The following is a 14,102-nucleotide window of genomic DNA, read 5'->3' on the forward strand; positions in this document are numbered from 1 at the left end:
GGGGGGCGTGGGGGTGGGGGTGGTGTGTCATATATTTGTGTGGCGGGGGGGGGCCGGGGGGGGTTGGGTGTTTCTGGTTTGGGTCTAATTAAACCGGGGGGGGCCCCCCCCCCCCCCCGCGCCCCCCCCGCCGCCCTGTGAACGGTCGGGTCCCGCGGTCAGCCGACCTCGGGGTCACCCTTGGTGTACGAGAGCCGCTCCACCTGTCCGGGCTGGAACTGGTCCTCGACCTTCTTGCCGTTGACGAAGAGCTCGATCGAACCGGCGTCTCCGAGGACGAGGTCGACCCGCTCCTTGTCCTGGAAGGTCTTCGTCTCGCCCTGCTGGAGGGTGCCGTCGAAGAGGGACCGGCCGTTGTGGTCCTTTGCGGAGATCCAGCTCTTGCCCTGGCTCGCGCTGAGCTTGACCGTCACCTTGTCCTGGGGCGCTGCCGCGATGGCACTGTCCGAGGGGGCCGGTTTGGGGTCGACGGGCTTGCTGGACGCCGGTTTGGGGGTGATCTTGTCGGAGGTCGGGCCCTCGGCGACCCGGCCGGCGGTCGAAGGCTCGTCACCGCCCTTGAAGAAGGTGAAGCCGACGAATCCGACCACGGCCACGATGGCCGCGACCATGGCGGCGGTCCAGTTGGGCCGCCGGGGTTCGGAACGGATCCGCTCGGCTTCGAACAAGGGAGCCGCCGGCGTGGGCGCGGGACGGCCGCCGTGCTCGGCGTCGTACTGCGAAACCAGCGGTTCCGGATCGGTGCCTACGGCACGTGCGAGTGTGCGGATATGGCCGCGGGCGTACACGTCGCCGCCGCAGCGGGAGAAGTCGTCCTCCTCGATCGCGTGCACGATGGGGATGCGCACCCGGGTGGACGTGCTGACCTCTTCGACCGTGAGACCTGCGGCGATACGAGCCTGCTGGAGCACTCGACCGATCGAAGGCCGGTCGTCTTCGGGGGAGTTGCCGATGGACACGGGGGCGCCTTTCGAGCGTGAGCCACCTGCTGGGTGTTCAGTCTAGGGGGGGTACGAAAGGGTGGGGCAACCGGGAGGGACGACTTTGTACGCCATCAGATTCGAACAGAGTCCGATGTGCCGGACCGCCCCGGGGAGGAACATCCTGCTGTCCCTCCCTTCAACTTGACGTACGGGCCGGCGAAACGGTTGCCCGCAAAACCCTCACGAACCGGTTTCCCCACGGATCAGAGCCAACACCCCGTCGATCTCGTCCGGTTTCACCATGACATCGCGTGCCTTGGAACCCTCGCTGGGGCCGACGATGTTCCGCGACTCCATCAGGTCCATCAGCCGGCCGGCCTTCGCGAACCCCACGCGCAGCTTGCGCTGGAGCATCGAGGTGGACCCGAACTGGGTGGAGACGACCAGCTCGGCGGCCTGGCAGAGCAGGTCCAGGTCGTCGCCGATGTCCTCGTCGATCTCCTTCTTCTGCTTCGTACCGACCACGACGTCGTCGCGGAAGACCGGAGCCATCTGATCCTTGCAGTGCTGGACGACCGCCGCGACCTCGTCCTCGGTGACGAAGGCGCCCTGCATACGGGTCGGCTTGTTCGCCCCCATCGGCAGGAACAGTCCGTCACCCTTTCCGATGAGCTTCTCGGCGCCGGGCTGGTCGAGGATGACGCGGCTGTCGGCCAGCGACGAGGTGGCGAAGGCGAGCCGGGAGGGCACGTTCGCCTTGATCAGACCGGTGACGACGTCCACCGAGGGGCGCTGGGTGGCGAGCACCAGATGGATACCGGCGGCGCGGGCCAGCTGGGTGATGCGGACGATCGAGTCCTCGACGTCCCGGGGGGCCACCATCATGAGGTCGGCCAGCTCGTCGACGATCACCAGCAGGTACGGGTACGGCGACAGCTCCCGCTCGCTGCCCTCCGGAGTCTTGAGCTTGCCGGTGCGCACGGCGTGGTTGAAGTCGTCGATGTGCCGGTAGCCGAACGCGGCGAGGTCGTCGTACCGCAGGTCCATCTCGCGTACGACCCACTGGAGGGCCTCGGCGGCCTTCTTGGGGTTGGTGATGATCGGCGTGATCAGGTGCGGAATGCCTTCGTACGCGGTCAGCTCGACGCGCTTGGGGTCGACCAGCACCATCCGGACGTCCTCCGGTGTCGCCCGCACCATCACCGAGGTGATGAGGCAGTTGATGCAGGAGGACTTGCCGGAACCGGTGGCACCGGCCACCAGGACGTGCGGCATCTTCGCGAGGTTGGCCATCTCGTAGCCGCCCTCGACGTTCTTGCCGAGAGCGACCAGCATCGGGTGGTCGTCCTCCGCCGCGTCCGCGAGGCGCAGCACGTCGCCGAGGTTGACCATCTCCCGGTCGGAGTTGGGGATCTCGATGCCGACCGCGGACTTGCCCGGGATGGGCGAGATGATCCGGACGTCGGGGCTGGCGACGGCGTACGCGATGTTCTTGGCGAGCGCGGTGATCCGCTCGACCTTCACTGCGGGCCCGAGCTCCACCTCGTACCGCGTCACCGTGGGACCGCGGGTGAAGCCGGTGACGGCGGCGTCGACCTTGAATTCGGTGAAGACGTTGGTCAGCGACGCCACGATGGCGTCGTTGGCGGCGCTACGGGTCTTGCCCGGGCCGCCCCGCTCCAGCAGGTCGAGCGAGGGCAGCGAGTAGGTGATATCGCCGGAGAGCTGGAGCTGCTCGGCTCGGGGCGGCAGCGGCTGCGACTGCGAGCGGTCGGGGACCGGCTTGGTCAGGTCGGGTACGCCCCCGGCAGGCGAGCCCGCCCTCTCCCCCGGCCTGCGGCCCGGCTCCGCCTCCCGGGCACCGGGCACCGGGGTGCCGGCACGCTCACGGTCCACCGAGACTCCCTGGGTGAGGTCGGCGACGACCGGCGAGGGCGGCATTCCGTTGAGCACCGCCCCGTCGAGTGCGGCGGCTGCGGCGGCGGCGACGTCCACCGCGTCCATGGTGCGGTTCATCGCCGGCTGCACGGAGGGCCTGCGCGGCCTGCGGCGCTTGGAGAGCGCGTCGGTCTCCGCCCGGTCGGGGTCGTACTCCTCGGGCGCCTCGGATCGGCGGACGGAGGAGCGGCGGGAACGGCCGGGCGGCGCCTCGCGCCACTCCTCGTCGTACTGCTCGTCGTCCTCGTCCAGCGCCTCGGGGTCGTACACCGGGTCGATGATTCCCAGTTTGGAACCGAGCAGCCGCAGCCGCTGCGGAATGGCGTTCACCGGCGTCGCCGTCACGACCAGCAGCCCGAAGACGGTCAGGAGCAGGAGCAGCGGTACGGCGAGCACCTCGCCCATGGTGAAGATCAGCGGCTTGGAGGCGGCCCAGCCGATGAGGCCGCCCGCGTCCTGCATGGCCTCGGTGCCGTCCTCGCGCCCCGGCGATCCGCACGCGATGTGGACCTGTCCGAGCACCCCGATGACCAGCGCGGAGAGCCCGATGACGATCCGGCCGTTGGCTTCGGGCTTCTCCGGATACAGGATCAGCCGGACGGCGACGGCGCCCAGCAGTATCGGCACCAGGAGGTCGAGCCGTCCGAAGGCCCCGGTGACGAGCATCTCGACGAGGTCGCCGACCGGACCGCGCAGATTCGACCAGGTGCCCGCGGCGACGACCAGCGCGAGGCCCAGCAGCAGCAGCGCGACGCCGTCCTTGCGGTGAGCGGGATCGAGCCCCTTGGCGCCGCGCCCTATGCCGCGGAACAGCGCACCGACGGCGTGGGCCGCACCGAGCCAGACTGCGCGCACCAGGCGGTACACACCGCCGGTGGGCGACGGCGCCGGTTTGGGCGCGGCAGCCTTCTTGGCCACCGCCTTCTTGGCGGGGGCCTTCTTCGCGGGCGCGGTCTTCCTGGCAGCGGCCTTCTTCGCGGGCGCGGCTTTCTTCGCCGGGCCCGACCCGCCACCGACGCGCTTCGCGGTGCCCGCCGTGCCCTGGGAACCCTTGCCGGACGTACGTGAGGCCATGGAGCCGAGGTTACCGGTGTCCGCGGCAGTGAACACGTGCGCGTGCCGGTTCACCCGACCGTGTCGCCGTACGGCGGCCGCAAACTGACGCGCACTCACCGGGCCCCGGGCGCGGAACGCCCTCCGGCCGGGGACGTCCGCACCGGGACGCCACCGCCGAACGCCCGCGCCCTCAGGTCAGTTGACGCCCCGCCGGCCCGAAAGGGCCTGGCGGGGAGGGCGGTACGGTCCGCAGCCGCCTTACGAAGGAAGGGGTGCGGGTCCGCCACTGGTGCCGGGCTCCAGGGCGTCCAGCGCCCGGCGCAGCCCGGTCAGCTTCCGTTCGAGGTGAGCCGCGGTGGCCACGGCTCCGGCATCCGCCGACTCGTCGTCGAGCTGCTTGGAGAGGGCCTCGGCCTGCTCCTCGACAGCCGCGAGCCGTGCGGAGAGTTCGGCCAGCAGTCCCGCGGGCTCCTTCTCGTGGTTCGCCCGCCCGTGACCGTTGCCCTCCAGCTGGAGCCGCAGCAGCGCCGCCTGCTCACGCAACTGGCAGTTCTTCATGTACAGCTCGACGAAGACCGAGACCTTGGCCCGCAGCACCCAGGGGTCGAACGGCTTCGAGATGTAGTCCACCGCGCCGGCCGCATAACCCCGGAAGGTGTGGTGCGGACCGTGGTTGATCGCGGTGAGAAAAATGATCGGGATGTCCCGGGTCCGTTCCCGGCGCTTGATGTGCGCCGCGGTTTCGAAACCGTCCATGCCCGGCATCTGGACGTCCAGCAGAATGACCGCGAAGTCGTCCGTGAGCAGCGCTTTGAGCGCCTCCTCCCCTGACGATGCCCGCACCAGTGTCTGATCGAGCGCAGAGAGGATGGCCTCCAGCGCCAGCAGATTCTCCGGCCGGTCATCGACCAGGAGGATCTTGGCCTTCTGCACCATGGCCCGTCCTCCTCGCCCCGGAATTGCACCGGGCGCCGCCCCAGGGGACGGCTCCCTTACGCCGTCCGTCCTTGTGCCGGTCATGGTAGCCGCACCCCGCCCGTCACCACACCCTGTCACCGCGATGTCACTGTGCACACAGGGAAAACGCGGTGGGAGACCAGAAGGTTCCCCGAAAACCGCGCTCCCACACTCCTCCCGACAGGACCAGTCAACAAAACACGATTGATTCGCTCAATTTCCGATCACTCTCCGCGCATCCACTGCTCCATAACGGAAAGAAGATGATCAGGGTCGACCGGCTTGGTGACGTAGTCGGATGCTCCCGACTCGATCGCCTTCTCGCGGTCGCCCTTCATCGCCTTCGCGGTCAGCGCGATGATCGGCAGGCCGGCGAACTGCGGCATCCTGCGGATGGCCGAGGTGGTCGCATAACCGTCCATCTCCGGCATCATGATGTCCATCAGTACGACCGTCACGTCGTCGTGCTGCTCCAGGACTTCGATCCCCTCACGCCCGTTCTCCGCGTACAGAACCGACAGCCCGTGCTGCTCCAGCACGCTGGTGAGCGCGAAGACGTTACGGATGTCGTCGTCGACGATCAGCACCTTCTCGCCACCGAACCGGAACGTCCTGCGGACCACCGGCTCCTCCTGGCCGCCGAGCGCCCACGGCTCCTGCGCGTTCTGCCGGTCCGCCGAGGACGCGGCCCGAGGCGGCAGCGCGGGCTGCTGCTGCGCACCGCCGAGCGCCTTGCGCCGACGCCTCAGCAGCCCGGCCGCGCCACCCTGGTCGTGCGCGCTGCCCGGCCTCCCGGAGGCCTCACCGAAGGTCTGGAAGCCCGGTCCTGAGCCTTGTCCCATCCCCTGGCCCGCCTCGGGGATCCGGCCGCTCTCCACCGCTGCACCGTGCACCTCGATGGGTCCGGGGCCGATCTGCGGGTAGCCCTGCGGCGGGAGTTCGCTCGGGTGCAGCGGCAGGTACAGCGTGAACGTCGAGCCGCGGCCGGGCTCGCTCGCCGCATGGATCTCGCCCCCCAGCAGCCTTGCGATCTCCCGGCTGATGGACAGACCGAGGCCGGTACCGCCGTACTTGCGACTGGTCGTCCCGTCCGCCTGCTTGAACGCCTCGAAGATCACCAGCATCTTGCTGGACGCGATCCCGATACCGGTGTCGGTCACCGAGAAGGCGATCAGGTCGGCGTCCGCGTCCCGCAGTGATCCGGCTTCCAGCAGCTGCTCACGAATGGCGTTCGGCACCTCCGCGCCGGCATGCCGGATCACCAGCTCGACGGCGCCGCTGTCGGTGAACTTCACCGCGTTGGAGAGCAGATTGCGCAGCACCTGAAGCAGCCGCTGCTCGTCGGTGTGGAGTGTGGCCGGGAGTTCCGGCGACACCCGTACGGAGAAATCCAGCCCCTTTTCCGCGGTCAGCGGCCGGAACGTCGCCTCCACGTAGTCGACCAGCTGAACCAGGGCGATCCGGGTCGGACTGACGTCCATCTTGCCCGCCTCGACCTTCGACAGATCGAGGATGTCGTTGATCAGCTGGAGCAGGTCGGAACCGGCCCCGTGGATGGTCTCGGCGAATTCCACCTGCTTCGGCGACAGATTGCCCTCGGCGTTGTCCGCCAGAAGTTTGGCCAGAATGAGCAGCGAGTTGAGTGGTGTCCGCAACTCGTGCGACATGTTCGCCAGGAACTCCGACTTGTAACGCATGGAGACGGCGAGCTGCTCGGCGCGCTCCTCCAGGACCTGCCGCGCCTCCTCGATCTCGGTGTTCTTGACCTCGATGTCGCGGTTCTGCTGGGCCAGCAGCTCGGCCTTCTCCTCCAGTTCGGCATTGGACGCCTGGAGGGCCTTCTGCCGGTTCTCCAACTCCTGCGACCGGTCGCGCAATTGCTCCGTGAGCTCCTGCGACTGCTCCAGCAGCTTCTCGGTCGTGGTGTTGACGCTGATCGTGTTGACGCTGGTCGCGATCATCTCGGCCAGCTGGTTGAGGAAGTCGCGCTGGATATGGGTGAAGGGCTGGAAGGAGGCCAGCTCGATCACGCCGAGGACCTTCCCCTCGAAGAGCACCGGCAGCACGATCACATGCGCGGGCGGCGCCTCGCCGAGACCGGAGGAGATCTTCAGGTACCCCGGCGGCACGTTGTCCACCTGGATCGTCCGCTTCTCCTCGGCGGCCGTACCGATGAGTGTCTCCCCGGGCCGGAAGGACGTGGGCATGGAGCCGGCGGAGTAGCCGTAACTGCCCCGCATCCGGAGTTCGTACGCGCCCTCCCTCTCGCCGTCCGCGCCCAGCGCGTCGGCGTCTCCCGTCGCCATGGCAAGGAAGAAGGCGCCGTGCTGCGCCGAGACGACCGGGGTCAGCTCGCTCATGATGAGCGAGGCGACGTCGTCCAGGTCTCGCCGCCCCTGCATCAGACCGGAGATCCGGGCCAGGTTGCCCTTGAGCCAGTCCTGCTCCTTGTTGGTGGCGGTGGTGTCGCGCAGGTTGGCGATCATCGTGTTGATGTTGTCCTGGAGCGACTGGATCTCTCCGGCGGCGTCCACGTCGATCTTGAGATTGAGATCGCCGCGGGTCACCGCGGTCGCGACGGCCGCGATGGCGCGCACCTGACGGGTCAGGTTCCCGGCCATCTCGTTCACCGACTCGGTGAGGTCGCGCCAGGTTCCGTCGACGTCCCGCACCCGCGCCTGGCCGCCCAGCTGGCCCTCGGTGCCCACCTCGCGGGCGACCCGGGTCACCTGCTCGGCGAACGAGGACAGCCGGTCGACCATCGTGTTGATGGTGTTCTTCAGTTCCTGGATCTCACCGCGGGCATCGATGTCGATCTTCTTGGTGAGGTCGCCCTCGGCGATGGCCGTGGTGACGGTCGCGATCTGGCGCACCTGACCGGTCAGGTTGGACGCCATCGAGTTCACTGACTCGGTGAGGTCCTTCCAGGTGCCGGAGACGCCGGGAACGCGGGCCTGGCCGCCCAGTTCGCCCTCCGTGCCCACCTCGCGGGCGACTCGCGTCACCTCGTCGGCGAACGACGACAGGGTCGTCACCATCGTGTTGACGGTGTCGGCCAGCTCGGCGACCTCGCCGCGCGCCTCGACGGTGACCTTCTTCGTCAGGTCGCCGTTGGCCACCGCGGACGAGACGCGGGAGATGTTCCGCACCTGGCTGGTCAGGTTGTTGGCCATCAGGTTGACGTTCTCGCTGAGGTCCTTCCAGATCCCCGTGGCACCGCGCACCCGGGCCTGACCGCCGAGGATGCCCTCGGTGCCCACCTCACGGGCCACCCGCGTCACTTCGTCACCGAAGTTCATCAGCTGGTCGACCATCGTGTTGACCGTCGTCACCAGTTCGAGGATCTCGCCCTTGGCATCGACCGTGATCTTCTTGGAGAGATCCCCGTTGGCGACCGCGGTGGTGACCTCGGCGATGTTGCGGACCTGAAGCGTCAGGTTGTTCGCCATGCCGTTGACGGACTGGGTGAGGTCCTTCCACGTACCGGACACGCCCTGCACCTCGGCCTGACCGCCGAGAATGCCTTCGGTACCCACCTCACGCGCGACCCTGGTCACCTGCTCGGCGAAGTTCGACAGCTGGTCGACCATCGTGTTGAGGGTGTTCTTCAGCTCCAGGATCTCGCCGCGCGCGTCCACGTCGATCTTCTGCGACAGGTCACCCCGTGCCACCGCCGTGGCGACCTGCGCGATGTTACGGACCTGAGCGGTGAGGTTCCCGGCCATGCCGTTCACCGAGTCGGTCAGATCGCGCCATACCCCGGCCACGCCCGGCACCTGCGCCTGGCCGCCCAGACGCCCGTCCGTGCCCACCTCGCGGGCCACCCGGGTCACCTGCTCCGCGAAGGCGGACAGCTGGTCGACCATCGTGTTGATGGTGTTCTTGAGCTCCAGGATCTCGCCGCGCGCGTCCACGTCGATCTTCTGCGACAGGTCGCCCCGTGCCACCGCCGTGGTCACCTGGGCGATCTGGCGCACCTGGGAGGTCAGGTTCCCCGCCATGAAGTTGACTGAGTCGGTGAGCTCCTTCCACGTACCGGAGACACCGTCGACCCGCGCCTGCCCGCCGAGGCGGCCCTCCGTGCCCACGTCCCGCGCCATGCGCGTCACCTGGTCGGCGAACGAGGACAGCTGCGCCACCATCGTGTTGACGGTGTTCTTCAGCTCCAGCATCTCGCCGGCCACGTCCACGGTGACCTTCTGCGACAGGTCGCCGTTGGCCACCGCGGTCGTCACCTGGGCGATGTCACGGACCTGACCCGTCAGGTTCCGGAACGCCGTGTTGACGGAGTCGGTGAGGTCCTTCCAGGTACCCGCGGCGCCCGGCACCGCGGCCTGGCCGCCCAGCCGCCCCTCGACGCCGACCTCCCGGGCCACCCGGGTCACTTCCGAACCGAACGACTGAAGCTGGTCGACCATCGTGTTGACGGTGTTCTTCAGCTCCAGCATCTCGCCGGCCACGTCGACGGTGACCTTCTGCGACATGTCACCACTGGCCACCGCCGTGGTCACCTGGGCGATGTCACGCACCTGGGTCGTCAGATTCCGGAAGACGGTGTTCACCGAGTCGGTGAGGTCCTTCCAGGTGCCCGCGGCGCCGGGCACCTGCGCCTGGCCGCCGAGCAGGCCCTCGCCGCCGACCTCGCTGGCCACACGGGTGACCTCGTCCGCGAAGGTGCGCAGGGTCTCGGTCATCTGGTTGATCGTCTCGGCGAGCTGGGCGACCTCGCCGCGCGCGCTCACCCGGACCTTCTGCGACAGGTCGCCGTTGGCGACCGCCGTCGTCACCTCCGCGATGCCGCGCACCTGGGAGGTCAGGTTGCCCGCCATTGTGTTGACGGAGTCGGTGAGGTCCTTCCACACACCGGCCACGCCCGGCACCGTCGCCTGCCCGCCCAGCTCGCCCTCGGTGCCCACCTCACGGGCGACGCGGGTCACCTCGGAGGAGAAGGAGGACAGCTGGTCGACCATCGTGTTGACGGTGTTCTTCAGCTGAGCCATCTCGCCGGCCACATGGACGGTGACCTTGCGCGACAGGTCTCCCTTGGCGACCGCCGTCGTCACGAGGGCGATGTCGCGCACCTGCGCGGTCAGCCGGTACGCCATGGTGTTCACGGAGTCCGTGAGGTCCTTCCAGGACCCGGACATCCCCCGCACCTGGGCCTGGCCGCCGAGCTTGCCCTCGGTCCCCACCTCGACCGCGACCCGCGTCACCTGTTCGGTGAACGCCGACAGCTGGTCGACGAGGTTGTTGACCGTCCGGGCCACCTTCAGGAACTCGCCGCGCAGCGGCCGTACCGTCTCGTCCGCCGTGTGCGAACGCAGCTCCATCCGCTGTTCGAGATCACCGTCGGCGACCGCCGACAGCACGCGCCCGACCTCCGAGACCGGGCGTGCGAGATCGTCGACCAGTTCGTTGGACGCGTCGATCGCGGCGGCCCAAGAACCCTCGCAGGCCCCCGTCTCCAGCCGCTCGGTGAGCTTGCCCTCCCGGCCGACCACGCGCCGCACGCGCGCGAGCTCACCGGTGAGATGTACGTTGCGGTCGGCGACTTCGTTGAAGACCGCAGCGAGCTCGGCCATGACACCGTCGCCGGAGACCGTCACCCGCCGGCGGAAGTTCCCGTCCCGCATCGCCACCAGACCCGACAGCAGTCTGTTGAGTGCCGCGGCGTCGACTTCGACGGTTCCATTGCGCTGCTTCTTCACGGACTGACCGCCTTTACTGCGCGTGCCTGTTCCCCGCGCCGCCACGTCAGACTCCACCGTGTCCCTCCCGCAGGGGTTGACCGAATCGCTCGGGCCTTGTCCGAGAGCTTGCCCAGATCCTCTAAAGCTCACCGCCACAGCCCACCGTCGACGGGTGACCATGCGGACGTCAAATCGTTGAAACGTACCAGGCCGGAACCGGTCGGGGTGGAACCTCCCATGGTTGTCCCACATCCCTCCATGGGGAAGCCCACACTTGTCCGATCACAGGCCTGTTCCTGCCCGCCCTTGCCCGAACCCGGCCCTCGTGTATCCGGTACCTGCACGAAGCGTCTAGCCTGGCAAGGCGAATCGAAGCGGCGAGAAACGGGCACAGGACTCGGGGAAGCGACGAGACACCATATGGGGAGTGCTGTGATCACGGCGCGCGCGGCTGCCACTTTCGACCCGGTCGGGCGCTCCGTCGCGACGGCCCGCGCCTTTGTCCGGGACACGCTCCAGGGGTGGGGGTACACCGACGTCGTCGACGACGCCGTCGTCCTCACCAGCGAGCTCGTCACCAACGCGGTGGTCCACGCGGGCACGGCGGCGGACGTCCTGTGCCTGCGCACGGAGGAAGGTGTCCGGGTCGAGGTCTCCGACCACTATCCGGAACGAGAAATCCCGCTCCAGCCCACGGGCCTGGACTTCGGCAGCCCCGACCGGGAGGGCGGCCGCGGCCTCCTTCTGTGCGCGGCACTCGCTTCCCGCTGGGGAGTCGAGTACTCCCCCACGCACAAACATGTCTGGTTCCAGCTCGATCTGCCCGACCGGCCGGTGGGCATCCGCTCCGCGGGCCCGCTGCTCCCCGTCGGTCTGCTGCCCATCACCGACGAACGGGTCCGGGTCGCCGTCGTCCAGACCGACAGTTCGGGCTCGATCGCGGCGTGGAACGACGACGCCTCGTACCTCTTCGGACACACGGCGGAGCAGGTCACCGGCAAGCAGTTCACGGACTTCACCGCCTGGCCGCAGACGCCGGGCACCAACACCGGCATCGCCGACGCGCTGCGCCTCTCGCGCTGGGAGGGCAGCTACGGCATCCGGGGCGGCGACGGCCGCACGATCCCGGTCTACGGCTCCCATCTGCGCGTACGGGACACCCGGGGCGAGCCCTCGACCGTGTGCCTGCTGGTACGCGACTACGAGCGGGCCGTCCTCCAGTCGCCCGTACGCACCCCCGTCTCCGAGGCGAACACCGAGAACCGCGCGACGGACCCCTTCGAGGTCTTCATCGGCTCCCCCGCCCCCGACGACCTCGACGGACTGCTCCAGCGGACCGTCGAACGGGCTCGCGACATGCTCGACGCCGACGCCGCCTTCCTGCTGCTGGCGACGGACGACGAGACCGAACTGGAAGTACGGGCCACGACCGGCCTGCCCTCCGCCCGTCAACGCTTCGCCCGCGTCCCCGTGGAGGCCGGCACCGGACGCTACGGCTCCGCGCGCATGCCGGCCGTGCACGAGGACCTGGACGCGGTGCCCGGTGCCGTCCCGCTGCTCGTCGACACGGGCATGCGCTCGGTGGTCACGGTCCCGCTGAAGGTCGAGGGCCGGCTCACGGGCTCCCTGGGTGTCGCGGCCGAAGCCGCCGGCCGGTACTCCAACGAGGAGGCCCTGCGCCTCCAGTTCGCCGCCGACCGCATCGCCCTGGCCGTCGAGTCCGCCCGCCTGGGCGAACTGGAACGGCTGCGCCGCGGCTCGCTCTCCTTCCTCGTCGAGGCGTCCGACCTGCTGGCCGGCACGCTCGACCGGGACCAGACACTCGCCCTCATGGCACAGATGACGGTGCCCACTCTGGCCACCTGGTGCGCCGTCTACACGATCGCCGACCAGTCCTCGGACCCGTACCTCTCGTATGTACTGCACGAGGACGAGGAACGCATCGACGGCCTGAAGGCCCTGCTCTCCAAGATCGCCCCGCCGGACCCGGTGCCGACTCCCGGCGCCCGTGTCTGGTCCGCACCGTCCGAGGCCGCCCATCAGGCGGCGTTGCGCACCTCGATGCGCAGCATCGGCCTCGGCGACCCGGGCGGGCTCGGCGCGGGCATCCGGACGACACTGGCCACGGCTGCCGCGGTGGGCGGGGAGACCGTGGTCCTTCCCCTGGTCGCCCGCAACCGGGTCATCGGCATGCTCACGCTCGGCAAGCCCTCGGACGACCACTTCCGCCAGGAGATCCTGGAGCTGGCCGAGGACCTCTCCCGCCGGGCCGCCCTGGCCCTGGACAACGCCCGTCTGTACTCGGAGCGCACGGCCATCAGCCAGTCCCTCCAGCGCAGCCTGCTGCCTCCGGGCCTGCCCGATGTACCCAATGTCGAGATCGAGGTCATCTACCGGGCAGCCGGTGAGGGCAACGAGGTGGGCGGCGACTTCTACGACGTCTTCCCGATCCGCGACGGCGCCTACGGTTTCGCCATCGGGGACGTCTGCGGTACGGGTCCGGAGGCCGCGGCCGTCACGGGCCTGGCCCGTCACGCCCTGCGTCTGCTCGCCCGCGAGGGCTTCGGCGGCCCCGCCGTCCTGGAGCGGCTGAACGCCGCCATCCTCGACGAGGGCGCCCGCAGCCGCTTCCTGACGCTTCTGTACGGGGAGTTGTGGCCCCAGGAGGACGGCAGCGCCCTTCTGAAGGTGGTGTGCGCCGGCCATCCGCTGCCGCTGCGCCTGCGCCAGGACGGCTCGGTCGAGGCGGCGGCGGAACCGCAGCCGCTGCTGGGCGTCATCGAGGACCTGGAGCTCTACGAGCAGACGGTGACCCTGGAACCGGGCGATGTCCTGCTGTGCGTCACCGATGGCGTCACCGAACGCCGGGAGGGCGCCCGCATGCTCGGTGACGACGGCCTGGCGGACGTTCTCGCCAACTGCACCGGCCTCACAGCGGGCGCGGTCGCGGCACGCATTCTGCGGGCGGTCGAGCGCTTCGCCGCCGAGCCGGCCTCGGACGACATGGCCATCCTCGCGATGCGCGTCCCCCAGCCGCAGGCCGCTCTGTAACTCCCGTCGGCATCGAGCAGTCCGAAACACCCCCGGACACGAGAAAGGCCCCCGCCTCAAGGCGGGGGCCTTTCTTCTGTACGAGCCCCAATGCGGAATCGAACCGCAGACCTTCTCCTTACCATGGAGACGCTCTACCGACTGAGCTATTGGGGCCTTGCTGCCCTGCGGCAACGAGCTAAAGCATACCCCGAACCAGGGGGTGTGCAAAACCGCCTGTCGCACCGTCACCATGCCGTCCACCAGGGTGTTCCGACACCGGGCCCACCCCCTCGGACCCTCCAGGCGCTCCCCTCTTCCGCCACGGGTGCGCCGGCTGCCTGGTCCGGGCTCCGGGTTGGGGTGCGGGTCCGGGTCCAGGACGGGCTCCGGGTCGGGAACGCAGACTTCGGCCCGGGAACGCAGAAAAGCCCCGTGCCACAAGGGCACGGGGCTTTTCATAAAAGGAGTTCGGCGGCGTCCTACTCTCCCACAGGGTCCCCCCTGC

Annotated in this window: 5 protein-coding genes and 1 tRNA gene; 1 reads left to right on the forward strand and 5 read right to left on the reverse strand. The window is 69.1% G+C overall.

Features of this window, described 5'->3' with window-relative positions:
* Positions 1-158: 158 nt before the first annotated feature.
* The 4 genes from ACGFZA_RS41900 to ACGFZA_RS41915 form a co-directional block, all read right to left on the reverse strand.
* On the reverse strand, positions 159-959 hold the full coding sequence (locus ACGFZA_RS41900) for a helix-turn-helix domain-containing protein (RefSeq protein ID WP_385287946.1): 801 nt from the start codon (positions 957-959) through the stop codon (positions 159-161).
* 204 nt (positions 960-1,163) lie between these two features.
* Positions 1,164-3,935: a DNA translocase FtsK gene (locus tag ACGFZA_RS41905; RefSeq protein WP_393686302.1), complete on the reverse strand. Its 2,772-nt coding sequence runs from the start codon at positions 3,933-3,935 to the stop codon at positions 1,164-1,166.
* A 240-nt stretch (positions 3,936-4,175) separates the two neighbouring features.
* Positions 4,176-4,853, reverse strand: a complete 678-nt coding sequence (locus ACGFZA_RS41910; protein WP_385287943.1) for a two-component system response regulator — start codon at positions 4,851-4,853, stop codon at positions 4,176-4,178.
* Between the two features lie 245 nt (positions 4,854-5,098).
* A complete protein-coding gene (locus tag ACGFZA_RS41915) occupies positions 5,099-10,582 on the reverse strand; it encodes a HAMP domain-containing protein (RefSeq protein ID WP_385287940.1) in 5,484 nt (1,827 codons plus the stop codon).
* A 414-nt stretch (positions 10,583-10,996) separates the two neighbouring features.
* Between ACGFZA_RS41915 and ACGFZA_RS41920 the strand changes: the two genes are divergently transcribed.
* Positions 10,997-13,615 carry a SpoIIE family protein phosphatase gene (locus ACGFZA_RS41920; protein ID WP_385287938.1) on the forward strand — a complete coding sequence of 873 codons (2,619 nt, stop codon included), beginning with the start codon at positions 10,997-10,999 and terminating at the stop codon, positions 13,613-13,615.
* A gap of 83 nt (positions 13,616-13,698) precedes the next feature.
* Here ACGFZA_RS41920 and ACGFZA_RS41925 read toward each other — a convergent pair.
* Positions 13,699-13,771: transfer RNA gene (locus ACGFZA_RS41925), tRNA-Thr, on the reverse strand.
* Between the last annotated feature and the right edge of the window lie 331 nt (positions 13,772-14,102).

The sequence above is a fragment of the Streptomyces sp. NPDC048211 genome (genome assembly GCF_043202315.1).
Lineage (GTDB): Bacteria > Actinomycetota > Actinomycetes > Streptomycetales > Streptomycetaceae > Streptomyces.

What these genes read in the sequence shown, in the direction of transcription:
- ACGFZA_RS41910 (WP_385287943.1), bottom strand. Translation starts at nt 4,853, where the DNA reads ATGGTGCAGAAGGCCAAGATCCTCCTGGTCGATGACCGGCCGGAGAAT.
- ACGFZA_RS41905 (WP_393686302.1), bottom strand. Translation starts at nt 3,935, where the DNA reads ATGGCCTCACGTACGTCCGGCAAGGGTTCCCAGGGCACGGCGGGCACC.